The organism is Miltoncostaea marina (assembly GCF_018141525.1).
Taxonomy (GTDB): domain Bacteria; phylum Actinomycetota; class Thermoleophilia; order Miltoncostaeales; family Miltoncostaeaceae; genus Miltoncostaea; species Miltoncostaea marina.
Genome location: NZ_CP064655.1, coordinates 945331 through 970050 on the forward strand (window position 1 = coordinate 945331; position 24720 = coordinate 970050).

The 24720-nt window shown below is 75.8% G+C and carries 21 protein-coding genes; 17 read left to right on the top strand and 4 right to left on the bottom strand.

The features are described from left to right. Positions 1 to 7: 7 nt before the first annotated feature. The gene (locus ITJ85_RS04730; RefSeq protein ID WP_217915206.1) at positions 8 to 1357 is read right to left on the bottom strand and encodes a hypothetical protein; all 1350 of its coding nucleotides are present in this window, start codon (positions 1355 to 1357) and stop codon (positions 8 to 10) included. Between the two features lie 129 nt (positions 1358 to 1486). Here ITJ85_RS04730 and ITJ85_RS04735 point away from each other — a divergent pair, with 129 nt between their 5' ends. Then, the gene (locus ITJ85_RS04735) at positions 1487 to 2299 is read left to right on the top strand and encodes an enoyl-CoA hydratase-related protein (RefSeq protein ID WP_217915207.1); all 813 of its coding nucleotides are present in this window, start codon (positions 1487 to 1489) and stop codon (positions 2297 to 2299) included. Positions 2300 to 2327: 28 nt separating this feature from the next. On the opposite strand, the gene ITJ85_RS04740 is transcribed toward ITJ85_RS04735, so the two are convergent. Then, complete coding sequence (locus ITJ85_RS04740) at positions 2328 to 4415, bottom strand: acyltransferase family protein (RefSeq protein ID WP_217915208.1); 2088 nt, start codon at positions 4413 to 4415, stop codon at positions 2328 to 2330. A gap of 134 nt (positions 4416 to 4549) precedes the next feature. Here ITJ85_RS04740 and ITJ85_RS04745 point away from each other — a divergent pair, with 134 nt between their 5' ends. Genes ITJ85_RS04745 through ITJ85_RS04755 form a run of 3 tightly spaced genes read left to right on the top strand, consistent with a single transcriptional unit; the run spans position 4550 to position 6827 of the window. Beyond that, complete coding sequence (locus ITJ85_RS04745) at positions 4550 to 4909, top strand: response regulator (RefSeq protein ID WP_217915201.1); 360 nt, start codon at positions 4550 to 4552, stop codon at positions 4907 to 4909. 23 nt (positions 4910 to 4932) lie between these two features. Beyond that, positions 4933 to 6018 carry a chemotaxis-specific protein-glutamate methyltransferase CheB gene (gene cheB / locus ITJ85_RS04750; RefSeq protein ID WP_217915209.1) on the top strand — a complete coding sequence of 362 codons (1086 nt, stop codon included), beginning with the start codon at positions 4933 to 4935 and terminating at the stop codon, positions 6016 to 6018. After that, entirely contained in the window at positions 6015 to 6827 is an 813-nt protein-coding gene (locus ITJ85_RS04755; protein ID WP_217915210.1) for a CheR family methyltransferase, read from the top strand. Before cheB ends, ITJ85_RS04755 begins: the two co-directional genes overlap by 4 nt. Here ITJ85_RS04755 and yyaC read toward each other — a convergent pair. Further along, on the bottom strand, positions 6824 to 7408 hold the full coding sequence (gene yyaC / locus ITJ85_RS04760; RefSeq protein WP_217915211.1) for a spore protease YyaC: 585 nt from the start codon (positions 7406 to 7408) through the stop codon (positions 6824 to 6826). The two genes, ITJ85_RS04755 and yyaC, sit on opposite strands and share 4 nt — an antisense overlap. A 156-nt stretch (positions 7409 to 7564) precedes the next feature. Here yyaC and ITJ85_RS04765 point away from each other — a divergent pair, with 156 nt between their 5' ends. From ITJ85_RS04765 to ITJ85_RS04820, 12 genes are all read left to right on the top strand, one after another. Beyond that, on the top strand, positions 7565 to 9637 hold the full coding sequence (locus ITJ85_RS04765) for a chemotaxis protein CheA (RefSeq protein WP_217915212.1): 2073 nt from the start codon (positions 7565 to 7567) through the stop codon (positions 9635 to 9637). Then, complete coding sequence (locus ITJ85_RS04770) at positions 9634 to 10263, top strand: chemotaxis protein CheC (RefSeq protein WP_217915213.1); 630 nt, start codon at positions 9634 to 9636, stop codon at positions 10261 to 10263. The genes ITJ85_RS04765 and ITJ85_RS04770 overlap by 4 nt, the downstream gene beginning before the upstream one ends. 18 nt (positions 10264 to 10281) lie before the next feature. Continuing rightward, positions 10282 to 10767, top strand: a complete 486-nt coding sequence (locus ITJ85_RS04775; RefSeq protein ID WP_217915214.1) for a chemotaxis protein CheD — start codon at positions 10282 to 10284, stop codon at positions 10765 to 10767. Positions 10768 to 10938: 171 nt separating this feature from the next. Further along, on the top strand, positions 10939 to 12009 hold the full coding sequence (gene flhB / locus ITJ85_RS04780; protein ID WP_217915215.1) for a flagellar biosynthesis protein FlhB: 1071 nt from the start codon (positions 10939 to 10941) through the stop codon (positions 12007 to 12009). Further along, positions 12006 to 14093: a flagellar biosynthesis protein FlhA gene (flhA, locus tag ITJ85_RS04785; protein WP_217915216.1), complete on the top strand. Its 2088-nt coding sequence runs from the start codon at positions 12006 to 12008 to the stop codon at positions 14091 to 14093. Before flhB ends, flhA begins: the two co-directional genes overlap by 4 nt. Positions 14094 to 14133: 40 nt before the next feature. After that, a complete protein-coding gene (locus ITJ85_RS04790) occupies positions 14134 to 15495 on the top strand; it encodes a flagellar biosynthesis protein FlhF (protein ID WP_217915217.1) in 1362 nt (453 codons plus the stop codon). Further along, positions 15492 to 16163 (top strand): PilZ domain-containing protein, encoded by a 672-nt coding sequence (locus ITJ85_RS04795; RefSeq protein ID WP_217915218.1) that lies wholly within the window; start codon positions 15492 to 15494, stop codon positions 16161 to 16163. Before ITJ85_RS04790 ends, ITJ85_RS04795 begins: the two co-directional genes overlap by 4 nt. Then, on the top strand, positions 16163 to 16492 hold the full coding sequence (locus tag ITJ85_RS04800) for a hypothetical protein (RefSeq protein WP_217915219.1): 330 nt from the start codon (positions 16163 to 16165) through the stop codon (positions 16490 to 16492). Before ITJ85_RS04795 ends, ITJ85_RS04800 begins: the two co-directional genes overlap by 1 nt. Beyond that, positions 16492 to 16707, top strand: a complete 216-nt coding sequence (locus ITJ85_RS04805) for a hypothetical protein (protein WP_217915220.1) — start codon at positions 16492 to 16494, stop codon at positions 16705 to 16707. Before ITJ85_RS04800 ends, ITJ85_RS04805 begins: the two co-directional genes overlap by 1 nt. Next, positions 16694 to 17278, top strand: coding sequence for a hypothetical protein (locus tag ITJ85_RS04810; protein ID WP_217915221.1), 585 nt, complete (start codon positions 16694 to 16696; stop codon positions 17276 to 17278). The genes ITJ85_RS04805 and ITJ85_RS04810 overlap by 14 nt, the downstream gene beginning before the upstream one ends. 134 nt (positions 17279 to 17412) lie before the next feature. Beyond that, positions 17413 to 17991, top strand: coding sequence for a hypothetical protein (locus ITJ85_RS04815; RefSeq protein WP_217915222.1), 579 nt, complete (start codon positions 17413 to 17415; stop codon positions 17989 to 17991). 43 nt (positions 17992 to 18034) lie between these two features. After that, positions 18035 to 19066 carry a L,D-transpeptidase family protein gene (locus tag ITJ85_RS04820; protein ID WP_217915223.1) on the top strand — a complete coding sequence of 344 codons (1032 nt, stop codon included), beginning with the start codon at positions 18035 to 18037 and terminating at the stop codon, positions 19064 to 19066. Positions 19067 to 19793: 727 nt separating this feature from the next. On the opposite strand, the gene hflX is transcribed toward ITJ85_RS04820, so the two are convergent. Next, positions 19794 to 21119, bottom strand: a complete 1326-nt coding sequence (gene hflX, locus ITJ85_RS04825) for a GTPase HflX (RefSeq protein WP_217915224.1) — start codon at positions 21117 to 21119, stop codon at positions 19794 to 19796. A gap of 155 nt (positions 21120 to 21274) precedes the next feature. Here hflX and treS point away from each other — a divergent pair, with 155 nt between their 5' ends. Further along, positions 21275 to 24637: a maltose alpha-D-glucosyltransferase gene (treS, locus tag ITJ85_RS04830; RefSeq protein ID WP_425517096.1), complete on the top strand. Its 3363-nt coding sequence runs from the start codon at positions 21275 to 21277 to the stop codon at positions 24635 to 24637. The last annotated feature ends 83 nt before the right edge of the window (positions 24638 to 24720 follow it).

Consider the following 24720-nt stretch of genomic DNA (forward strand, 5'->3'; position numbering starts at 1 on the left):
CGCCCGGCTACCCCCGCCGCGGCGGCCGGCCCTCGTCGTCGGCGAGGTCCGGGTGCCAGCGGTCGAAGTGGTGCCGGTGCTGGGGGGTGTAGGAGCCCGGCGGGTAGTAGCGGTCGTAGAAGTCGAGGTCGGCGTGCTGCGCCTGGCAGGTCAGCCGCTGGTACATCGGGTCGAGGTAGGCCGGGAAGCGGCCGTAGGTCTCGTGGACGTACCGGCAGTAGTCCTTGACGATCTGCACCGTCTCGTCGTCGGGCCGGCGGATCTGCGAGGTGACCTTGTCCGGCTCGAGGTAGGCCTTCGGCACGTCCGGCTCGTAGTTGCTCCACTTCGCCTCGAGGAAGGCGTCGACCGCGGCGTCCATGTCGGCGTGGTACGGCGGCACGAAGGCCTCGAACACGCCGTCGCGGCCCACCGGGACGCTCGGCCCGCGCTTGGCGTCGGCGAAGGTGAAGCCGAGGCCCGGCACGTCCATGCCGCCCAGGGCGAAGCGGGCGATGTAGCCGGTGTAGGTCCAGCCGCCGAGGCCCATCGCCTGCATGGCGAGGTTCATGTTCTGGCAGATGAAGGCCTGCTCGACGACCTGCATCGAGAGCACCCGCTGCTCGATCTCGACGATCCCCATCTGGCGCTGGGCGTCGAGGCGGCCCGAGTCGATCCAGCGCTGCAGGCCGCAGGGCTCGTAGCCGTTCGTCTCGTCCACGAGCACGAAGCGGTACTCGGGCGAGAAGTAGATGAACAGCAGGTTGATGTACTCGAGCGTCATGTTCGAGACCGGCAGGAAGAGCGTGGAGCCCGGCATGTTCGCGTTCCAGTGGTTGAACACGAACAGGCCCGGCAGCCCGGTCGGCAGCTCGGCGCGCCCGTCCTGCAGCTTCACCTTCGAGCGGCGCACGGCATCGAGGATCCACTCGACCTGAGCGTCGCGGGGCTTGCCGGAGAGGGTGCTGATCTCGCCCGGCTCGGGCAGCAGGCGCCACATGTCGAGGAAGAAGAGCCCCTCGTCGTTGGTGAAGAACAGCTCCGTGCCGTGGTTGGAGCACGAGGACGGCCAGGTGCGGGCGGTCCACTGCACGAGGGCGTCGGCGCCCATGGAGGGGTCGATGTCGCCGAGGTTGAGGCCGGTCAGGCCGGTGCCGGCCACGAGCAGCAGCGCCTCCTCGAGCTCCGAGAGCGGCACGGCCTCGTACGGGCTCTCGTAGCCGAGCGTGCCGGGCATGGTCATGCCGAGGCCCATGCGGCGGCTCTTGCGGTCGAAGACCGACTGGAAGAAGGGGTAGGCGAGCGCGTCGTCGAGACCGGCCGGCGCGCCCTCGACGATCGCGCGCGGGTCCGGGGGCGGGGTTGCCGAGGTGGTCATCGGTGCCTTTCGGGGTCCGGGGAGCGGTGTCTGCGTACGCCTGTACGCTCTGCTTACGGCCGTACGCTACGAGCCGCGAGACGCCGGGTCAACCGACCCGGCCGCCACGTGCCAGAGGAGGGGAGCACCGTGCCCGAGCGCTTCGAGGACATCCGCTACGAGGTGGGCGGCGGCCGCGCCACGATCACCATCGACCGGCCCGACCGGCTCAACGCCTTCCGGGTCCAGACGATCCGCGAGCTGTGCGAGGCCTTCGAGGCGGCGGCCGACGACGAGGCGGTCGGCGTGATCGTGTTCACCGGCGCCGGCGAGCGGGCCTTCTGCGTGGGCGGCGACGTGCGCGAGCCGACCGCCACGATGGCCGAGAAGCGCGGCCTGCACCACCTCCACGACCGGCTGGCGCTGGCCATCCGCAACAACGGCAAGCCGATCATCGCCCGGGTGCGCGGCTACTGCATCGGCGGCGGCAACGAGCTCAACGTGATGTGCGACCTGACGATCGCCGGCGAGTCGGCCCGCTTCGGCCAGGCCGGCCCGAAGATCGGCTCGGCGCCGCTGTGGTGGGGCTGCCAGCTGATGCCCGCGCTGGTGGGCGAGAAGAAGGCGCGCGAGATCCTCTTCCTCACCCGCCAGTACTCGGCCGAGGAGGCCCTCGCCATGGGCCTGGTCAACGCGGTGGTGCCCGACGAGGAGCTCGACGCCGAGGTCGACCGCTGGTGCGAAGGGATCCTGCGCCGCTCGCCGCAGGGCCTGCGCCTGGCCAAGATCGCGCTGAACGCGGCCACCGACCAGCTCGCCTCCGGCATCCAGCACGGCCTGGAGCTGGTGGCCCTCAACCACGTGTACGGCCCGGAGCCGGCGGAGGGGATCGCCTCCTTCCAGGAGAAGCGCCCCGCCGACTGGCGCAGGTTCCGCGAGGGCCAGGGCCCCGAGCCGGCCTAGCGTCCCCGGCCGCGGCCGGCCCGCGCCCTCATCGGCGCGCCGGCCGCGGCAGGCGGCGCTCCAGCCACCGCGAGACGGTGGCCATGTACGTGGCCGTGACGTGCGTCGTGTTGCGGTAGACGAGCACGTTGCCGATGACCGCGGGGCAGCGGCTGCCCGGGCAGAGGACCGGCGTGAGGTCGACGGACCGCGCTCCGGCCCGCCGCGCCGCGCGCAGGTTGACGGCCGGGTGGTCGTAGGCCGCGCGCCGCGGGAACGAGCAGTCGCGCAGCGACCGCAGCGAGCGCGACACGCAGGCGCGGGCGTCGATCGGCGGGTGCGGCACGCCGCCGATCACGGCCACCCGGGCGCCCGTGGCCCGCAGGCGGCGCAGCGTCGCCGCGAGGCCGCGCTCGAGCGCGGCGGCGCCCTCGCGCGCCTCCAGGCGGCGGCCGTCGCGCACCACGACGTGCGTGTCGAGGTTGCCCGCCACGACCAGCGCGGGGCGCTCGCGCGCGACCCGCCGCAGGGCGTGGTCGCGCCAGCGCTCGCACTCGGTGAACCGGCGCTTCGCGCGCGCGTGCCAGGTGGCCGCGGCGGCGGGCGTGCACCCGGCCTTCGTCAGCACCACGAGCCGCCACCCACGCCGGCGGGCGATCGGCTCGAGCGCGGGGAACGCCTGCATCGCGTGGGAGTCGCCGAACAGCACCACGGTGGTCCGCGACAGCGGGTCGCCGTAGACGCAGGCCGGCGAGCGCGTGGCGCTGCGCCGCACCAGGCAGCCGTCGGCGTCGGCGCGGCCGCGGTCGCGGACCGCCGACCGCGGCGCGGGTCGGATCGCCCGGGCCGAGGCCTGCAGGCCCGTGTCGCGCTCGAGCGCGCGCGCGCCGACCGCCTCGGCGGCGGTCGCGACGGGCACGCTGGGCACGCTCGTCCACGAGGCGAGGCCGACGAGCGCGACCACCGCGGTGCAGGCGACGCCCAGGCGCAGGGTGAGGCCCGGCGAGGCGGCCAGGCGGCGCGAGCGCCGGAACGGCTCCTCGACCGCGCGGTGGGCGATCCAGGCGGGCACGACCGACGCCGCCACGACCGCGACCCGCGCCGGCACGGACAGGTCGCCCCATGCGATCGACGCGAACACCAGCAGGGGCCAGTGCCACAGGTACCAGGAGTACGAGATCCGGCCGACCCAGCGGTTGGGGGCGGCCGCCAGCAGTCGCGCCGGGAGCGTGCGGGCGTGGGCCAGCCCCGCGGCGATGATCGCCGCCGATGCGAGGGCTGGCACGAGCGCCGCCGCGCCGGGGAACCGGGTGGCGTCGCTGTAGGTGACCGCCGCCCACGCGAGCGCCGCCGCGCTCGCGACCACGACCAGCGACGCGGCCCGGGCGGGGATGCGCGCCGCCCGCGCCGGGATGACGGCGATCAGCGCGCCCACGGCGAACTCCCAGCCGCGCGCGAGGGTCGAGAAGTAGGCGGCGGAGGGCTGCTCGGCCGTGTGGCGGATCGAGTACGCCAGCAGCGCGGCGCCGACCAGCACCACGAGCGCGGCCACCGCGGGCAGCGGGTCGCGGCCGCGGCGCGCGCGCCACAGGGCGGCCCCGAGCAGCAACACGGGCCACACCACGTAGAACTGCTCCTCGACCGACAGCGACCAGAAGTGCTGCACCGGGCTCGCCGCGAGGTCGGCGGCGAAGTAGTCGAGCTGCTGCTCCGCGAAGCGCCAGTTGACGACGTAGAGGTTCGCCGCGAGCACGTCCCCGGCCGTCGCCTCCCGGTCGACGGGCGTCATCAGCGCGGCGGCGGCGACCGCCGTGGCGGCCAGCACGACGACGACCGACGGCAGCAGGCGGCGGATGCGCCGGGCGTAGAACCGTCGCAGCGACACGGTCCCGGTCGAGCGCAGCTCGCGCAGGACGAGGGCCGTGATCAGGAAGCCGGAGATCACGAAGAAGACGTCCAGGCCCACGTAGCCGCCGGGCAGGGCCGGGACGCCGGCGTGGTAGAGGAGCACCAGGGCCGTGGCGACGCCGCGCAGGCCCTCGACGTCCGCGCGGAACGCCAGGCGTGGAGCGTCGCCGTGGCCGCCCGGCACGGCGGCCCGGCCCCCGGCCGCTCGCCTGCGGAGCCGGGTCAGCACGCCGGCGAGGCTACCGGCGCCCCCCGTGGGCGGCCATCCGGCCGGGTCCGCCGCCGCCACGGCGGGTCAAGTCGCGCGTCGCCGCTCCCGATACCCCCGGTGGAACGCACCACCCGGACGAGGGGCCCGAGCACATGCCGAGCGTGTTGATCGCAGACGACGCCGCCTTCATGCGGATGATGATCAAGAACATCCTCAGCGAGGCCGGCTACGAGATCGTCGGCGAGGCCGAGAACGGCCAGGACGCGGTCGCCAGGTACCGCGAGCTCAAGCCCGACCTGACCACGATGGACATCACGATGCCCGAGATGGACGGCATCGCCGCCCTGCGGGCGATCCGCGGCGATGACCCCGCCGCCCGGGTGGTCATGTGCTCGGCGATGGGCCAGCAGTCGATGGTGATCGAGTCGATCCAGGCCGGCGCGCGGGACTTCATCGTGAAGCCCTTCCAGCCCGACCGGGTGCTCGAGGCCATCCAGAAGGCGCTGGCGTAGGCCGCCGGGCCGCGGAGGGAGCCGTGACCGCGCGCGCCGCCCGGCCCCCCCGGGTCCTCGTCTGCGACGACTCGCCGCTGCTGCGGCGGGTGCTGACCGACCTGCTGACCGACGGCGGCCTGACCGTGGTCGGCGAGGCGCGCGACGGCATCGAGCTGATCGGGCAGGCGCAGGCGCTGGAGCCGGACGTCGTCACGCTCGACGTCGAGATGCCGCGCCGCGACGGGCTGGCCGGCCTTCGCGAGCTGATGAGGGTGCGCCCGACGCCGGTGATCATGGTGTCCACGCTCACCGGGCCGGGGAGCGCCGCGACGGTCGCCGCCCTGGCCGCCGGCGCGATCGACGCCGTCCAGAAGCCCGCGCTGCGCCTCGACCCGGCGCGCTGGGGCGCCGCCCGCGACGAGCTCGTCGCGAAGGTGCGCGCCGCGGCGGGCGCGCGGGTCGCCGCCCTCGCGCCGGCGCCGCGGCCGGCGGTGCCCGGCGCCCGCCTCGCGGCCCGCGCGGGCGCGGGCGGCCCGCTGGTGCTGATCGCCACCTCGACCGGCGGCCCCCGCGCGCTGCACGCGGTGCTGCCCCAGCTGCCCTCGCCGCTCGGCGCGGGCGTGGTCGTGGTGCAGCACATGCCGCCCGGCTTCACCGGGCCGCTCGCGGACCGCCTCGACGCCGAGTCGGCCCTCTCCGTGCGCGAGGCCGCCGACAGCGACGAGATCCGCCCCGACACCGCGCTCATCGCCCCCGCCGGCTGGCACCTCGCGGTGACCGCCCGGGGCCGGGTGCGCCGCTCGGCCGCGCCGCCCGTGGGCGCGCTGCGGCCCCGCGCCGACATCACCTTCGCCACCGCCGCCCGCCACCACGGCGCCGGCATCGTGGCCGTGGTGCTGACCGGCATGGGCGACGACGGCCTCGACGGCGTGCGCGCCGTCGCGCGCGCCGGCGGGCGGGTGATCGTGGAGCACGAGCGCACCTGCGTCGTCTGGGGCATGCCGCGCGCCGTCGAGCAGGCGGGCCTGGCCGACGCGGTGGTGCCGCTCGACGCGATCCCGCTGGCCATCGCCGAGGCCGTCTCGGCGGCGGCCCGGCCGCGCGCCCGCGCGGCGGTGTCCCGATGAGGCGCGCCGAGGCCCCGCCGGCCGACGACTACGTGCGCTTCTGCGGCGGCGTCCGGTCGCTGTGCCGGGTCGACCTCGAGCAGTACCGCAGGGGCCAGATGGAGCGGCGCCTGCGCGCGTTCGCGGGCCGCGCCGGCCACTCCGACCTCGACGGCTACCTCGACCAGCTGCGGCGCGACGTGCGCGCCCGCGCGGCGTTCCTGGAGCACATGACGATCAACGTCTCCGAGCTGTTCCGCAACCCGGAGCGCTTCGACGAGCTGGAGCGCGTGCACCTGCCCCGGCTGGTGGCCGAGGCCGGCGGCCGGGGCCTCCGCGTCTGGAGCGCTGGGTGCTCCTACGGCGCCGAGGCGTACTCGCTCGCCGTGCTGCTGCGCGAGGCCGCGCCCTCGGCGCGCCACGAGATCGTCGGCACCGACATCGACGAGGCGGTGCTCGCCCGCGCCCGCGAGGGCCGCTTCGGGGCGGCCGACATGCGCGCCGTCACCCCGGCGCGGCGCGCTCGGTGGTTCGCCGACGAGCCCGGCGGCGGGGCCCGCGCCGCGGCCGCCCTGCGCGGCATGGCGCGCTTCTCGCGCCTCGACCTGCTCGCCGACCCGTTCCCCCGGCGGCAGGACCTGATCGTGTGCCGCAACGTCGTCATCTACTTCACCGACGACGCGAAGGCGCGCCTCTACGAGCGGCTGTTCGACGCCCTGCGGCCGGGGGGCGTGCTGTTCGTCGGCGCCACCGAGCGCATCGCCGAGCCCGAGGCCGCCGAGTGGGAGAAGGACGGCATGTTCTTCTACCGCCGCCCCGCCGGGCGCTAGCCGGCGACCGCCTCCAGCGGGCGCGACCCGGCGCGCCGCAGGCTGCGGTGCGCCCACCAGAGGGCGACGCCGATCGTCTCCGCGAGCTCCTGCACGAGGAACAGCCGGGTCGACTGCAGCACCTGCACGTCGAGCGCGCCCACCTGCACGTTGACCGTGGCGGTGAGCGACAGCTCGCCGACGGCCGGGAGGTCCTTGCCGACGCCCTGGCCGGGCAGCAGGCCGCCGCGCCGCAGGGTGACCGTGCCGATGCCGCTGCTCGCGCCGAGGGCCGCGTCGACCGCCACGACGAGCGGCCGGTCGCGACGGCCGAGCACCGGGCGCACCCGCTCGGCCAGGTTCAGCGCGTGGAGGGGCTCGGCCAGCGTGCCGACGACCGCGTCGGCCGGGAACCCGAGCCGCAGCAGGCGCTGCCCCACGAGCGGGCCCAGGGCGTCGCCGGTGGAGCGGTCGGTGCCGATGCAGGCGACCACGACCGGCCTGCGGGCGGCACCCAGGGCGTCCAGCTCGCGCTCGACGGCGAGCGACAGGGTCGCCACCGCGGCCGGGTCGTCGTGGCGCACCTCGCAGCATGAACCCACCTCAAGCCCCCCTGTCGCAGGCCGATAACCGCATCGGGAGGACCATAGGGGCGACCGCGAGGGCGTCCCCCCACCCGTCCGGCCAGATGTCCGGGGCGGGTCGGTCAACCACGGCCCCCCCGATCGGTCCTGGATCTTGAGCGGAGGGCGCACGCGGTGGACACGTCCGAGTACCTTGGCCTGTTCCTCGACGAGAGTCGCGAGAGCCTGCAGGCCCTGAACGCCTCGCTGCTCGACCTGGAGCGGGACCCGGCCGGCCGCGGGCCGCTCACGGAGATCTTCCGGGTGGCCCACTCCCTCAAGGGCATGAGCGCGACGATGGGCTTCGAGGCCATGGCGCGCCTGACGCACCGCATGGAGGAGGAGCTGGCCGCCATGCGCGACGGCGGCGCGGCGGTCACGCCGGCCGTCACCGACGTGCTGCTCGCCTGCCTGGACCTGCTCGGGGAGATGGTCGACCGCATCGAGGCGGGCGACCCCGAGGAGGTCGACGCGGCCCCGGTCATCGCGCGCCTGGACGCGGTCGCCGGCCCGCCGGCGCTCGCCGCCGCCGAGTCCGTCGCGGCCGTTGCCGAGGCCCCGCCCGTTGCCGGCGTGGCCTCCGCCGCCGACGAGGCGCTGAGCGACTTCGACCGCATGGTGGTCGCCGAGGCCCACGACCGCGGCCTCGACGTGCTGCGGGTGGAGGTGGCCTTCGACGAGGGCTGCCGGCTGCCCGGGGTGCGCGCCTTCATGATCGTCCAGCAGCTCGAGCGCTTCGGCGACCTCGTCACGAGCGAGCCGTCCGCCGAGGTCATCGAGAGCGAGGGGGCCGAGCGGGTCGCCTTCTGGCTCGCCGCCGCGGCGCCGGCCGCCGAGGTGCGCGCCGCCGTGCTCGGCGTGAGCGAGATCGCCACGTGCGAGGTGTCCGCGCTGGCGCGCGAGGCGCCCGGCGCGCAGGCCGCGCCCGCCCCGGCCGGGGCCAAGCCGGCCACCGGCGCGGCGCCGCCCGCACCGGGCGCGCCCGCCGCGGGCGGCGGGGCGAGGGAGGGGCGGGGCACGCGCAACGCGTCCACCGTGCGGGTCGGCACGGAGCGGATCGACGCGCTCATGAACCTCATGGGCGAGATGGTCATCCAGCGCACCCGCCTCGACGACCTCTCGCGCCGGCACGGCCTGCCCGACCTGCGGGCGGCGGTGGAGGATCTGGGCCGGGTGACCGGCGACCTCCAGGCGCTGATCATGCAGGTGCGGATGATGCCGGTGGAGAGCGTCTTCATGCGCTTCCCGCGCATGGTGCGGGACCTGGCGAACACGCTCGGCAAGCGGGTCGACCTGCGCATCTCGGGCGAGGACACCGAGCTCGACCGGACGGTCATCGACGGGCTCGGCGACCCGCTCGTGCACATGCTGCGCAACGCCGTCGACCACGGCCTGGAGTCGCCCGAGGAGCGGGCCGCCGCCGGCAAGGACCCGGTCGGGGTCGTGTCGCTGTCGGCCGCCTACGCCGGCAACTGCGTGATCATCGAGGTGCGCGACGACGGCCGCGGCATGGACCCCGCGGCGTTGCGCGCCTCCGTGGTGCGCAAGGGCCTGATGGACGAGGCCGCCGCGAACGCCCTCTCGGACGCCGAGGCGCTGGAGCTGGTCTTCCTGCCGGGCTTCTCGACCGCCTCGGTCACGACCGACGTGTCGGGGCGCGGGGTGGGCATGGACGCGGTGCGAAGCGCCATCACCGCCCTGTCGGGCGAGGTGACGATCACGAGCGCCCCCGGCGAGGGCAGCGCCTTCACCATCCGCCTGCCCCTGACGCTGGCGATCATCCAGGCCCTGCTCGTGACCGCCGGCGCGGTCGCGCCGGACGCGCCCGCCCAGGTCTACGCGGTGCCGCTCGAGTCGATCGAGGAGACCGTCGTGGTGGGCCGCGACGACCCGAAGCCGGTCGGCGGCCGGCCCTGCCTGGTCCTGCGCGACACGATCGTGCCGCTCGTGCGGATGCGCGACCACCTGGGCGGCCACGCCGCCGGCGGGGCGGAGGAGGGCGAGCGGGTCGAGGTGGTCGTCGTGTCGGTCGGCGGGCGGCGGGTGGGCCTGGTCGTGGACGGCATGCTGGGCAAGCAGGACGTGGTCATCAAGCACCTCCCCGGCTACCTCGGGGACGTGCCGGGCGTCGCGGGCGCCACGATCCTCGGCGACGGCGCCGTGGCCCTCATCGTGGACGTCCCCGGCCTGGCGGCGCTCGCCCCATGAGCGCCGCCCTGGGGGAGGCCCAGCTCGACGCGCTGCGCGAGCTGGGCACGATCGGCGCCGGCACGGCGGCCACCGCGCTGTCGAGCATGACCGGCGCGACGGTCCGCATGGCGGTGCCGCGCGTGTCGCTGCTGCCGGTCGAGGAGCTCGCCGAGCGGGTGGCCGGCGACGGCGACCGCCTGGTCGCGGCCGTGCTGCTGCGCGTGACGGGCGACGCCCCCGGCCACATGCTGTTCGTGATCGAGCACGCCGCGGCCCACCGGGTGGTGCGCCTGCTGGCGGGCGGCGCCGAGGGCGCGGCCGCGGCCGACGGCCCGGGCGGCTTCGGCGCGATGGGCCTGTCGGTGCTGCAGGAGGTGGGCAACATCCTGACCGGCTCCTACCTGGGCGCGCTCAGCGCGCTGACCGGGCTGCGGCTGGAGCCCACGCCGCCGGCCGTCGGCGTGGACATGGCCGGGGCGCTGGTGGGGGCGGTGCTCGCGGAGGTGGCGCTGGCCGCCGACGGCGCCCTGCTGGTCGAGTCGGAGCTCGGCGCGCCCGGCGGCGCGGTCGACGGCGAGGTGATCTTCATCCCGACGGCCGCGGCGCTCGCCACGGTGCTCGGGCGCCTCGGCGTGGGCGACTGAGCCCGGGGCGCGGCGGCGATGGCGGACCGGCCCAACGTCGGCATGGGCCAGATGGCGGCGAGCGCGCAGCCGGGGGCCGTGATCAGCGCCCTCGGCCTCGGCTCCTGCGTGGGCGTGGTGCTGGCCGACCCCCGGGCGGGGGTCGCCGGCATGGCGCACGTGATGCTGCCCGCGGCGCCCCCCGGGCCGATCGAGCGCCCGGGCCGCTACGCCGACACGGCGGTGCCCGCGCTGGTCGAGCAGGTCGTCGGGCTCGGCGCCCGGCGCGGCCGCCTTGACGTGGTGATCGCGGGCGGCGCCCAGATGTTCGGCGACGGCTCGGGCCCAGGCGTGATGCGCATCGGCGAGCGCAACGTCGAGGCGGTGCGGGCGGCGCTCGCCCTCGAGCGCCTGGCGCCGCGGGCCGCCGAGGTGGGCGGCGCCATCGGGCGCACCCTGCGGGTGGAGGTGGCGAGCGGCGCCGTCTCGGTGCGGGCGGCGGGCGGCCGGGAGGTCGCCCTCTGAGGGCCGGCGGCGGCGGCGCGACCGCGCGCCCGGGGGGCTCAACTTCCCCGGCGGCCGTGACGAAGAGAGACCCGAGGCGCGGACGGGGGCTCCCCGGGCGCGCCAGGGCCGCGTGCAGGAGGCTCGCGGAGACGACGGCCACGGACGGCGCGCACCCCCGGACGGCGCCCCTTGGGCTCTGCAGGAGACCGCACAGAGAAGGCCACCCCACGCCGGCGCGAGGACTCGCGCAAGCGCGGCCAGGTCGCCCGCAGCATGGAGCTCAACACGGGGCTCGGCCTGCTGGCCCTCTTCGCGATGCTCGCGATGCTGGGCGGCTGGCTGCTCAGCGGGCTGATGGCGGTCATGCAGACCGCGCTCGGCACCGCGGGGGAGACGCGTGAGATCACGCCGTCGTCGGGCTTCGCGCTCGTGACCGAGGCGGGCTGGGAGTCGCTGCGCCTCACCGCCCCGTTCGCCGCCGCCGGCCTGCTGGCGGGCCTCGTCGCGTCCGCCGTCCAGGTCAAGCCCGGCATCACGCCCGAGGTGCTGAAGCCGCGCTTCACCGTGCTCAACCCGGTCAACGGCGTCAAGAAGCTCGTGGGGCCGCGCTCGCTCGTGCAGCTCGTCAAGGACCTGGTGAAGATCGGCGTCACCGGCGCGGTGGCCTTCGTGGTCATCCGCGGCGCCATCCCCGACCTCCAGGCGCTCAGCGGCTCGAGCCCGGGCCTCGCGATCAGCGTGGTCGGCGGCCTGATCATGAAGATCGGCTGGTCGATCGTGGCGGTCTACATCGTCATCGCGATCGCCGACGTCCTCTACCAGCGCTGGCAGCACGAGAAGGACATGCGCATGACGAAGGACGAGGTGCGCCGCGAGATGCGCGAGCAGGACGTCAACCCCGAGGTGAAGGGCCAACTCAAGCGGCGCCAGCGCGAGATGGCCGTGCGCCGCATGATGGCCGCCGTCCCCGACGCGGACGTGGTGATCACCAACCCGACCCACTACGCCGTCGCCCTGCGCTACGCGCGCTCGCTGCCCGCCCCGCAGGTGGTCGCGAAGGGCGTGGACCACGTCGCCTTCCGCATCATCGGCGCCGCCCGCGAGGCCGGCGTGAGCGTCGTCGAGAGCCCGCCGCTCGCCCGCAGCCTCTACGCCAACGGCGAGATCGGCCAGTACATCCCGGCCGACGCCTTCGGCGCCGTCGCCGAGATCCTCGCCCACGTCTACCGCGCCACCGGCCGCCAGCCGGCCGCCGCGTGAGCGCGCCCGCCGCCGCCGCCCCGCGCCCGGGGGTCCTCAACCGGCTGCTCGCCAACAGCGACGTGGCGATCGCCGTGGTGGTCGTCGGGATCGTCGTGATGATGATCATCCCGCTGCCCACGTGGCTGCTGGACATCCTGCTCACGGCCAACATCTCGGCCGCCCTCGCCATCGTCCTGGCGACGCTCTACACCACCGAGCCGCTCCAGTTCTCGGTGTTCCCGTCGCTCCTGCTCGTGGCCACCCTGTTCCGGCTGGGCCTGAACATCTCGGGCACCCGGCTGATCCTGCTGCACGGCGAGGCCGGCGAGGTCATCTCGTCGTTCGGCCGGTTCGTGGTGGGCGGCAACGTGGTCGTCGGGCTGATCGTGTTCACGATCCTCGTGGTGATCCAGTTCGTCGTGATCACGAACGGCGCCGGGCGCGTGGCCGAGGTGGCCGCCCGCTTCACGCTCGATGCGATGCCCGGCAAGCAGATGGCGATCGACGCCGACCTCAACGCCGGCGTGATCACCGACGAGGAGGCCAAGGTCCGCCGCGAGGCCATCGCGAAGGAGGCCGACTTCTACGGCGCGATGGACGGCGCCTCGAAGTTCGTGAAGGGCGACGCCATCGCCGCGGTGATGATCGTGTTCATCAACCTCGTCGGCGGCCTGTCGGTCGGCGTCTTCCAGCAGGGCATGGGCTTCTCGGAGGCCATCCAGCACTTCTCGCTGCTGACCGTCGGCGAGGGCCTGGTCAACCAGATCCCGGCGCTGCTGATCTCGGTCGCGACCGGCATCATCGTCACCCGCTCGGTGGGCGACGGCAACCTGGGCCAGGACCTCACCACCCAGCTCGTGCGCCAGCCGCGCGCCCTGTTCATCGCCGGCGGCGTGGCCATGCTGATGGGCCTCGTGCCGGGGCTGCCGACCCTGCCGTTCTTCATCATCGGCGGCCTCGTCCTGGGCGTCGGGCTGCTGCTGCGCAAGGGCATGCGCGAGGAGGAGGAGGCCAAGGCGCTCGAGGAGGCCTCCGCCGTCGCCACCCGCCCCGCGGAGCCCGAGAACGTCGCCGCGCTGCTGCCGCTCGACCCGCTCGAGCTGGAGATCGGCTACGGCCTGGTGCCGCTGGTGGACGCCGACGAGGGCGGCGACCTGCTCGGGCGGGTCGCGATGGTGCGCCGCCAGATGGCGACCGAGCTCGGCCTGTCGCTGTCGCCGATCCGCATCCGCGACAACATCCAGCTCGGATCGCACGACTACGCCGTGAAGATCAAGGGCGTCGAGGTGGCCCGCTGGTCGCTCATGCCGGGCCAGCTGCTCGCTATGAACCCGGGCACGGCCGACCTGCCGATCGACGGCATCCCCACGACCGAGCCCTCCTTCGGCCTGCCGGCCGTCTGGATCGGCGAGGCGCAGCGCGAGCAGGCGGAGATCTCGGGCTACACCGTGGTGGACCCGACCTCGCTGATCGTCACCCACCTCAGCGAGGTGATCCGCCGCAACGCCGCCGAGCTGCTCGGCCGCCAGGACGTGCGCGCCCTGCTCGACAGCCTCAAGGAGCGCCTGCCGGCGCCGGTCGAGGAGCTCGTCCCCGACCTCATGACCGTCGGCGAGGTGCAGCGCGTGCTGCAGGCCCTGCTGGCCGAGTCGGTGCCGGTCCGCGACCTGGTCACGATCCTCGAGACGCTCGGCGACAAGGCCAAGCTCACGAAGGACGTGCCGATCCTGGCCGAGTACTGCCGCCAGGCGCTCGCGCGGGCGATCTGCGGCCGCTTCGTGGACGAGACCGGGACGCTGCGGGCGATCACCCTCGACCCCGAGGCCGACCGCGAGATCGCCGAGTCGGTCGCCCGCACCGACGACGGCACCGCCGTGACCATGGACCCCGCCCGGGCCGGGTCGCTCATCGAGACGATCAGGGAGCAGGTCGAGCACGCGCAGGCGATGGGCGTCGCCGCGGTCGTGCTCACCTCGGGCGCCACCCGCCGCCACCTGAAGGCCCTGACCGCCCACGCCATCCCCAACCTGACCGTCCTCTCGTACCACGAGGTCCTCCCGTCCGTGCGCATCGAGCCCGTCGGGCTCGCGGCGCTCGTCTGAGCACCCGCTCGGCGTCACCACCACCCAGGAGCCACCGGCCGTGCAGATCAAGCAGTTCTCCGGAGCCACCATCGACGACGTGCTCACCCAGGTCCGCGCGGAGCTCGGCGAGGAGGCCGTCATCCTGCAGACCAAGCGGGTGGTGACCGGCGGCATCGGCGGCTTCTTCGGCCGCGCCGGCGTGGAGGTGACCGCGGCGAAGGGCCTGCCGGCCGACGAGGGCGAGCGCGCCAACCGCGAGGCGGCGGCGTCGGTGGCCGTGGCCGAGGCGCCCGCCGCGCCGGCCGCCGGGGAGGCGCCCGCCCCCCCGTCGCTCGACGTCACGGACGAGGGCGACGAGGCCGAGCCGGCCGAGCCGTTCGCCCGCCACCTCGACGGCCGCCTGGCCGCCGCGCAGGAGGCCGAGGATCTCATGCCGCCCCTCGGCGCCGCGCCCGCGTCGCCGGCGGCGACGTACGCCCGCGCCGGCGGCGGGGCCGCGGCGCCGGCGCCGCGGGCGCCGTTCGAGCCGGGCGGCGAGGAGCGCGCCCGCGCGATCATGCAGGCCGCCCGCGCCGCCGTGCGCGACGCCCACGACCACGCCGTCGCGCCCGCCGAGGCGTTCGAGGTGGCGCCCGGGCCGGCGCGCCGCCGCACCCCGGCATCGGCCGACCTGGAGCCCGTCCGGGCGGAGCTCGCGCGCGCCGGCGTGGACGAGCGCTTCCTCGAGCCCTTCCTCGAGCGCTTCGAGCTGTCGGTGGTGCCGTTCCTCGACGGCGCGCCCGTGCGCGAGGCCGTCCGCGGCCACCTGGCCGAGCGGCTCCCGCTGGCCCGCGGCTGGAAGCCGCGCGCCGGCGGCCACACCCTCGCCTTCGTCGGCCAGAGCGGCGTGGGCAAGACCACCGCCGCCGCCGGCCTGGCCGCCCGCTACCGCGCCGCCGGCCTGTCGGTGGCCCTCGTCGCCGCCGGGCCCGGCTCGCACGACGCCCTCGCCGCCCACGCGCACCGCCTGGACGTGCAGCTCTTCAGCGCCCGCGACGGCGCGGCCCTCGCCACCCTGCGGGGCACGCTCGCGGACCGCGACCTGGTGATCATCGACACGGCCGGCCGCTCGTGCCGGCAGGCGGACGCCGTCGCCGGGCTCGGCGCGCTGCTCGGCCCCGTGCGGGCCGACGAGGTGCACCTGGTGCTGCCGCTGGCGAGCCACCTGGCCGACCTCGGCGACCTGCAGCGCGCGTTCCGCGGCGCGGGCGTCAACCGCCTCACGCTGACGAAGCTCGACGAGACCCGCCTGGCGGGCAACCTGATGAACGTGCCGCTGCGCATGGGGTCGCCGCTGGCGTACCTCTCCGACGGCGTGGACGTGCCCGGGGCGCTCGCCCCGGCGGACGGGCGGCGGATCGCCCGGATGCTCCTGCCGTGAGCGCGCCGGCACGCATCGGCCACGACCCGGCGCCGCTGCCGCCGCGCGGGACCCGCGTGGTGCTCGACGGCCTGCCGGGCGGGCCGTGGACCTCGGCCGTCGAGGCCGTCCGCGACGACGTCGTGCTGCTCGACGCGCCGCGCCTGGGCGGCCGGCCCGTGCGGCTGCCGCTGCGGCGGCCGTTCGTGATCGCGTACGCCCACCGCCTGGTGCCCTGCGAGGTCGACGCCGAGCTCGTGGCCGAGCCGTCCGGCGGCCGCGGGGCGTACGCCGCCCGCGTGTCCGGCGAGCCGCGGCGCATCCAGCGCCGGCGGGCCGTGCGCGTGCCCGTGCGGCTCATCGCGCGCGCCAGCCTGGGCGACGACCACGACGGCCGGCCGGTCGGCGCGGTGACCGAGAACCTCTCGGCCGCGGGCGCGCTGCTGCGGCTGCCGCACGCGATCGGGGTCGACTCGGTCATGCGCGTCTCGGTCGAGTGCGGCGGCGAGGCCGGCACCATGCACATCGCGGGCCGGGTGGTCCGCTGCGACCTCGTGCCCGGCGGCGACCGCCCCTGGCGCGTCGCGATCGCCTTCCTCGACCTGCCCCAGCCCGAGGAGGACCGCCTCGTGCGCTTCGTGTTCGGCTGCGAGCGCCTGCTGCGGCGCCACGACGGGGAGGCCGGCTGATGGGGAGGCCGAAGGACGGGGCCGCGCCGGCGCCGAGCCCGCTCGGGCTGTGGGTGGGCCGCGCGCGGGCCGTCGGCGCCCTCGTCGGGTTCGCGGTCGTCTTCTGGGCGTGCCGCAACGGCGGCTTCGGCGCGGTCGACGCCACCCTGCGCGGGCTGCTCGGGGCCGCCGCGCTGTCGCTCGTGTCCTGGTGGTCGGCGCTGCTGGTGGTGCAGGCGCTGGTGCGCTCGGCCGTCGCGCAGGCGCACCGCGAGGCCCGCGCCGCGGCCGAGCGCGTCGCCGCCGCGCGTGCCGCCGACGCGCCCGTCGGCCCGGGCGGTGAGCTGTGATGCCGGTCGGCGACGCGGCGGCGGCCCGCCCGGCCCCCGCGCCGGCCGGGGCCGCGCCGGCCGCGGCCGCCCGCCGGGCGGCGCCCGAGGCGCGGCGCGAGGACGCCCCCGCCGCGACCGCGGCGCACGGCCCCGCCGCCGCGTACGGCACGGCCGCCGCCGGGGCGCCCGACCCCAGCGGCCGCAGCGGGGGGCTCGTCGATGTCTTCGCGTAGCCCGCTGCCCGCCCGCCCGGGGCGCGGGCGCGACGACGCGCACCGGCCCGGGTTCCTCGTGGTGCGCGCCGACGAGGGCGGCACCTACGTCGGCGGCCTCATGGTCACCGACCCGGGCGGGCTGCCGGTGGACTTCCGCTACACCGACCCGGTCACCCCGACCCGCCTGCAGCGGGCGCTCTACGGCGCGGCGCTCGACCGCTACCTGCGCACCGAGGTGGTGCTGCGCACGCTGCTGGAGGCGCTCGACCAGCGGCCCACCATTCTTCTGGTGGACGACCCGGAGCTGCTCGACGAGCCGGTCGAGGGCTGCCCGGTGGCCCACGTGGCGCACTCGGGGCTCGAGCCGCTCGGCGCCGCCGGCACCCGCAGCCCCCAAGGCCCCGGCTCCCTGCTGCTGCAGGCCGCCGACGGCGCCCGGCCGCTGCGCGTGACGCTCCCGGAGGAGGCGGAGGAGGACGCCGTCTGCGACGCGCTCGTCGCCCTCGGCCGGCGCATGGACCCGCTCGAGCCCGCCCGGCGGGTGGGGGACGCCCTCGACGTGATCGTCGCGGAGGAGGACGGCCGCTGAGCGCGCGCCGCGGGCCGCGCGCGCCGCTCGAGGAGCTGCGCCGGGTCGTCTCCCGCATCGGCGCGGGGGCGTCCGCGCACGCGGCGCCGCCGGTCGCCGCCGTCGCCCGGGCGCCGCGGGCGCCGCGTCCCCCGGTGCGCCGGCCGCCGCCGCCCGCGGCCGCCGCGCGCGGCGGCGCGACGCTGCGGCCCGCGGGCGCGCGATCGGTCCGGCCGGTGGTCGCCGCCGGCGCGGCCCGCGCGGCGGCGCTGCCCGGTCTCGCGGCGCCGGCCCGCGGCGCCTCCCGCCTCGTGCCGGCCCCGGCGCGACGGGCGCCGGCGCTCGTCGGGGCCGCGCGCCGCGAGCGGCCGATCCGCCGCGCCGCGGCGCGGGCCCCCGGCGCGGCCCGCGCGGTGCTGCTCCGGGTGCAGCGGCGCGAGCGGGTCCCATGGGCGGTGCTGCCCCGCGAGCGGCTGGCGCGCGCCTGGGCGGGCGTCTGCCGCGACCACGACGCGGGCGAGCTGCGCCTGGTCGGCGTCTACGGGCCGCTGCCGCTGGCCGCCGTCGAGTCGGTGGCGCTCGACGCCGACGGCCGCCTGGCGGTCGCGCTGCGTCCGCGGGCGGCCGGAGCGCCGGGCGACATCGCGGTCGCGCGCCGCGAGCCCGGCGGCGCGTTGGTGCGCTGCGACGTGCCGTACCCGGCGCCTGCGCGATCCCGGCGCGGCCTCCGCTAGCATCCTCCGTCGCTCGGGGCCGAACAGTGGAGAGGGGCAGCAGATGAGGGCGTGGCGATCCGTGATGGGGGTGGCGGTCGCCGCCGCCGTGGGCCTGGCGACCCCCGCCGTGGCGGTTGCGCAGACGCCGACGGCGCCGGTCGCGCCCGTCGCGCCCGCACCGGTCCCCGCGCCGCTGCCGAAGGGCGTGATCGCCCCCGGCGTCTCGATCGCGGGGGTCGCCGTCGGCGGCCTCGCGCAGGCCGACGCCAAGCGCGCCGTGATCGTCCAGCACGTCGCCCCGCGGCGCGCGAAGCTCGTCGTCACGTTCCGCGGCCGCAACCTGGTGGTCGATCCGATCAAGGCCGGCTACGTGGCGAAGGTGGACTACGCCGTGAAGGTCGCGATGCTCTACGGGCGTCGCAAGGCCGTCCCGGCCGAGGGCGTCGTCGTGAAGCTGCAGCAGCGGGTCAACCGGCGCAAGCTGCGCGCCATCCTGGCGAGCCGCGCGCAGCGCTACGACGTCCCCGCCCGCGACGCGCGGCTCGTCATGCGCGGCCTCACCCCCACGGTCCGCAAGCCGCGCCTCGGCATCGCCGTCGACCTGCCGAAGGCCGTCCGCGACATCGAGCGGGCGATCATCGAGCGCGCCCGTCCGCGCTACCCGCTCGCCACGAAGCGGGTGCGCCCGGTGGTGACGTCGATCGGCACGGTGCTCGTCGTGGACCGCGGCGCCTTCCGCGTGCGCGTCTGGCGCGCCGGCAAGGTGCGCGCGACCTTCCCGGTGGCCGTCGGGACCACGTCGCACCCCACGCCGAGCGGCAACTTCCGGATCATCGACAAGCAGGTCAACCCGACCTGGTTCCCGCCGAGCTCGCCCTGGGCCGCCGGCCTCGGCCCGGTCCCCCCGGGCGTCGGCAACCCGCTCGGCACCCGCTGGATGGGCACCTCGGCGCCGGCCATCGGCTTCCACGGGACCCCGGTCCCGAGCTCGATCGGCACCCGCGCCTCGCACGGCTGCATCCGCATGTACATCCACGACGCGGAGCGGATGTTCAACATGGTGAGCATCGGGACGCCGGTCATCATCCGCTAGCGCTGGACGGAGTCCGCCCGGTCGCACCGCGATTCGAAGTGGTCGCGATCCGGGGCTGCGTCGGACCGAGGAACGCCGGCCGGCGCGCGGCGGCGAGCCATGGGCGTCCGCCGGGACCTTCCGGCCTCGCAGAGAGGTCCCGGCTGCGTCGAACCGAGGCACGCCGGCTGGCGCGCCGGCCGAATCGGCTCCGGCCCGGCGGCCGGGGCGCGCCGATTCGGCAGATTGCCCCTCACCGCGCGGCTCCGTCGGCGCTGACGCGCCGCCGGGACGCGCCACGCGGCGAACTGGTCGCGATCCGTCCGGACGACCTGATCGAGCTCCGACGTGGTGGGAGACACGACCGCCGAAGGCGGGAGCGCGCACAAACCGGCCACGAGGGCGCCGAGCACACCCCCACGCGCACCACGGACGCTCACGTCAGTGGGGTTTCCGGCGCCCGCCCCGCCGAAGGCGGTGCGCCGGTCCGCAAATCGCCGCGGCCAGCGGCGATTTGCCGCGTGACCCGGCCCGAAAGAGGCCGGGTCCCCGCGTGAGGGGCACGCCGGTCGACACCCGCCCAGCGCACCCGGCCCGAGAGGGCCGGGTCCCGCCCGCGCACAGGATCGTCCCCGGCCGACCCCGTCCCCGGCCGACCCCGTCCGGGACCGATCGCGACCACGCCGCACCCCGCTCACGCGTCCATCGACCCCCCCGGGGCGTGGCGCGCCCCACCCGGCTCGCGGGCTCAGGACGGCGTCGAGCCGTTCCCGTTCAGCGAGGCCCGGATCCGAGCCGCGGCGGCGGGGGGGAGGAGGGCGACGACGCGGGTGCCCTCCGCGAGCTCCTCGCGCTCGACCTCCGTGCCCTCCTCGTAGACGGTCGCCACGAGGGCGGACCGCTCGTAGGGGATCGTGACCTCGAGGCGGGTGAGGCGGTCGCGGGCCGCATCGGCGAGGCGGTGGACGAGGTCGCCGAGGCCCTCGCCGGTCGTGGCGGAGACCTGGACCGCGTCGGGCGTCCGGTTGCGGAGGGCCTGGCGGCCGTCGGCGTCGACCAGGTCGATCTTGTTGAGGACCATCAGGCGCGGGACGTCGCCGGCGCCGATCTCCTCGAGCACCTCGTCGACCGCCCGCGCGCGGGCGGCGCGGCGCGTCTCGGGCTCGGAGGCGTCGGCCACGTGGAGGATCAGGTCGGCGTCGCGGGCCTCCTCCAGGGTGGCCGAGAACGCCTTCACGAGCTGGTGCGGCAGGTGGCGGATGAAGCCGACGGTGTCGGACAGGAGCAGCTCGTGGCCCTCGCACTCGATGCGCCGGACGGTGGGGTCGAGCGTCTCGAAGAGGGCGTCGTTGACCGTCACCCCGGCGCCGCTCAGCGCGTTCATGAGGCTCGACTTGCCGGCGTTGGTGTAGCCGGCGAGGGCGACGCGGGGCGTGGCGGACCCCACCCGCCGCTCGCGCTGGGTGCCGCGCGAGCGCTCGACGTCGCGCAGCCGACGGCGCAGGGTGGCCATGCGGTTGCGGACCAGCCGGCGGTCGGACTCGAGCTGGCTCTCACCTGGGCCGCGGGTGCCCACGCCGGCGCCGAGGCGCTCGAGGTGCTGCCACAGGCCCTCCTGGCGGGCGTAGGAGTACTCGAGCTGGGCGAGCTCGACCTGCAGCTTGCCCTCGGCCGACACGGCGTGCTGGGCGAAGATGTCGAGGATGATCGCCGTGCGGTCCACGACCCGGGTCTTGAGCCGGTCCTCCAGGGAGCGCTGCTGGCCCGGCGTCAGCGCGCCCTCGGCCGCGACCAGGTCGGGCTTCAGGCGGCCGACCAGATCCTTGAGCTCGGCCAGCTTGCCCGACCCGAGGTAGGTGCGCGGCTCCGGGCGCTCGCGGTGCTGGACGACGGTCTCGACCACCTCGGCGCCCGCGGTGCGCAGCAGCTCCTCGAGCTCGGCGAGCCGGTCGTCCTCCTCGTCGCCGGCGCGCTCCAGCGAGGCGATCACGACCGCCCGCTCGGGACCCCGCCGGTCGAGCTCCTCCTCCGGCCGCGAGGCCGAGCCCCGGTAGGTGCGCTGGATCTCTTCCATGCGGCCCATGATGACGCCCCGGCGCGGACGCCGCACGCGTGGGGGTGATTGTGCGGGTCGGCGCCGGGGGTATCACCCGGGCCATGCCGCTCAGGACCGATGACGCACGCCCCTCGACGAACGGCGGGCGCCACCCCGGCGCGCGCCCGAATAGCATGCCCGCCGTGAGCCCACGCACCGACTCCGTGCACGTCGGCGAGGACGCCCCCGACTGGTACCGCGACGCCGTCATCTACGAGCTGCACGTCCGCGCCTTCGCCGACAGCGACGGCGACGGCATCGGCGACTTCCAGGGGCTGATCGGCAAGCTCGACTACCTCAACGACCTCGGCGTCACGGCCATCTGGCTGCTGCCCTTCTACCCCTCGCCGCTGCGCGACGACGGCTACGACATCGCCGACTACCGGTCGGTCAACCCGGCGTTCGGGACCATGCGCGACGTGGGCCGGCTCATCCGGGCGGCGCACGACCGCGGCCTGCGGGTCATCACCGAGCTGGTCCTGAACCACACCTCCGACCAGCACCCCTGGTTCCAGCGGGCGCGCCGGGCCCCGCGTGGCAGCCGCTGGCGCAACTTCTACGTGTGGAGCGACACGCCGGACCTGTACCGCGAGGCCCGGATCATCTTCAAGGACTTCGAGACGTCCAACTGGACGTGGGACCCGGTCGCCGAGCAGTACTACTGGCACCGCTTCTACTCGCACCAGCCCGACCTCAACTTCGAGAACGCCGAGGTGCGCCGGGCGCTGTTCGCCATGGTGGACCACTGGTTCCGGATGGGCGTCGACGGGCTGCGCCTGGACGCCGTGCCGTACCTCTACGAGCGCGACGGCACCAGCTGCGAGAACCTCCCCGAGACGCACGGCTTCCTGAAGGAGCTGCGCGCGCACATCGACCGGCGCTTCCCCAACCGGATGCTGCTGGCCGAGGCCAACCAGTGGCCGGAGGACGCCGCCGAGTACTTCGGCGACGGCGACGAGTGCCACATGGCGTTCCACTTCCCGCTGATGCCGCGGCTGTTCATGTCGATCCAGATGGAAGACCGCTTCCCCATCATCGACATCCTCCAGCAGACGCCCGAGCTGCCCGAGGGCTGCCAGTGGGCGCTCTTCCTGCGCAACCACGACGAGCTCACGCTCGAGATGGTCACCGACGAGGAGCGCGACTACATGTATCGGGTCTACGCGCACGAGCGCGAGGCCCGGATCAACCTCGGCATCCGCCGCCGCCTCGCCCCGCTGCTCGGCAACGACCGGGCGAAGATCGAGCTGATGAACGGCCTGCTGCTGTCGCTGCCGGGCACGCCGGTCATCTACTACGGCGACGAGATCGGCATGGGCGACAACATCTACCTCGGCGACCGCGACGGGGTGCGCACCCCCATGCAGTGGACCGGCGACCGCAACGCCGGCTTCTCCCGGGCGAACCCGCAGCGGCTCTTCCTGCCGCCGATCATCGACCCCGAGTTCCACTACGAGATGGTCAACGTCGAGAACCAGGCGAAGAACGGCGGCTCGCTGCTGTGGTGGATGCGCCGGATGCTCGCCCTGCGCAAGCGCTACCCGGTCTTCGGCCGCGGCGAGCTGGAGTTCCTGCACCCCGAGAACCGGCGCGTGCTCGCCTACCTGCGCGAGGACGAGGACACGAGCGTGCTCGTGGTCGCCAACCTCTCGCGCCTCGCCCAGTACGTCGAGCTCGACCTGTCGCGCTTCAAGGGGGCGGTGCCGCTGGAGCTCTCCGGCCAAACCCACTTCCCGCCGATCGGCGAGCTGCCCTACCTGCTGACGTTGGGGCCGTACTCGGTCTACTGGCTCGCCCTCGAGGGCCCGCGCGAGCCGGCCGAGGAGGGCGAGGGCGCGCTGCCGACCATCACGGCCGACGGCTCCATCGACGCCCTCGTCGCCGGCCGCGGGCGCGAGCCCCTGGAGCGGGCGATCGCGCGCTTCCTGCCCTCGCGGCGCTGGTTCCCCGACAAGGCGCGCACCATCCGGTCGGTCACGATCACCGACTCGCTGCCGATCGACGGCGCCCGGCCGCGCCTGCCCGCGCGCCTCCTGATCGTGCGCGTCGAGTACACCGAGGGCGAGCCGCAGACCTTCTCGATGCTCGTGACGGTCTACGAGGGCGAGCGCGCGGAGAACCTGATGGGCGACGCGCCGCGCAGCGTCATCGCGCGCCTCGGCCGGCGCGGCGAGGAGGGCGTGGTCGCCGAGGCGCTGTCCGACCCGGACGTCTGCCGGGCGCTGCTCGACGCGGTGCGCCGCCGGCGCACCCTCAAGGGCTCGAGCGGCGGCCGCCTCACCGCCCGGCCCACGCCCGCGCTGCGCCGCGCGCTCGACGGCGAGGAGCCGCCCGAGCCGTCGGTCTTCCGGGCCGAGCAGAGCAACACCTCGGTGCTCTACGGGCAGAGCCTCATCCTCAAGGTCTTCCGCCGGGTGGAGGCGGGCGTCAACCCCGACCTCGAGCTGGGCCGCTACCTCGGCGAGCGCTCGGCGTTCGAGAACATCCCCGCCGTCGCCGGGGCCATCGAGTACCAGGCCGACGGCGCGGAGCCCTCGACGCTCGCGATCCTCCACGAGTTCGTCCCCAACGAGGGCGACGCCTGGCAGTACACGCTCGACACGCTCAGCCGCTTCCTCGAGGCCGTCCTCACCGAGCGGCTGCCGCAGGAGGCCGAGCCGCCGGCCACGCCGCCGGGCGACATGCTCGACCGCGCGCGCCTGCCGCTGCCGGAGGAGGGCGACGAGCTCGTCGGCTCGTACCTGCAGTCGGCGCAGCTGATGGGGCAGCGGGTCGCAGAGATGCACCGGGCCCTCGCCGCCGACGCGGCCGACCCGGGCCTCGCGCCCGAGCCCTTCACGCCGCACTTCCAGCGGGGCGTCTACCAGTCGCTGCGCAACCTGACCGGCCGGGCGATGCGCCTGCTGCGGCGCAAGCTGGGCGACCTGGAGCCCGGCCCGCGCGCCGAGGCCGAGGCGCTCATCGGCGCGGAGGACGACCTGCTCGCGCGCTTCGCCGCGCTCAACGCGCGGCCGCTGTCGGCCATGCGCATCCGCTGCCACGGTGACCTGCACCTGGGCCAGGTGCTCTTCACCGGGCGCGACTTCATGATCATCGACTTCGAGGGCGAGCCCGCCCGGTCGCTCAACGACCGGCGGGTCAAGCGCAGCCCGCTGCGCGACGTGGCCGGCATGCTGCGCTCGTTCCACTACGCCACGTTCACGGCCCTGCACGAGGGCTCCCTGCGCGGCCTGGTCGATCCCGAGTCCGACGCCGCGCGCCGGCTGGAGGACTGGGGCAGGGCCTGGTGCGACACCGTGTCGACGGCGTTCCTGCGCTCGTACCTCGAGCACTCCGAGGGGGCGAGCTGGATCCCCGAGGACGCCGGCGACCTGGCGATGCTGCTCGACACGTCGCTGCTCGAGAAGGCGGTCTACGAGCTCACCTACGAGCTCAACAACCGGCCCGAGTGGGTGCCGATCGCGCTCACGGGCCTGCGCGACCTGCTCGGTCGCTGACCGCCCGGGGCGTCGCCCGTCCGCGCTTGACCTGACGGGGGCGTCGCCTAGCCTCGTGACTCGGGCGGCCGCCGCGCCGCCCC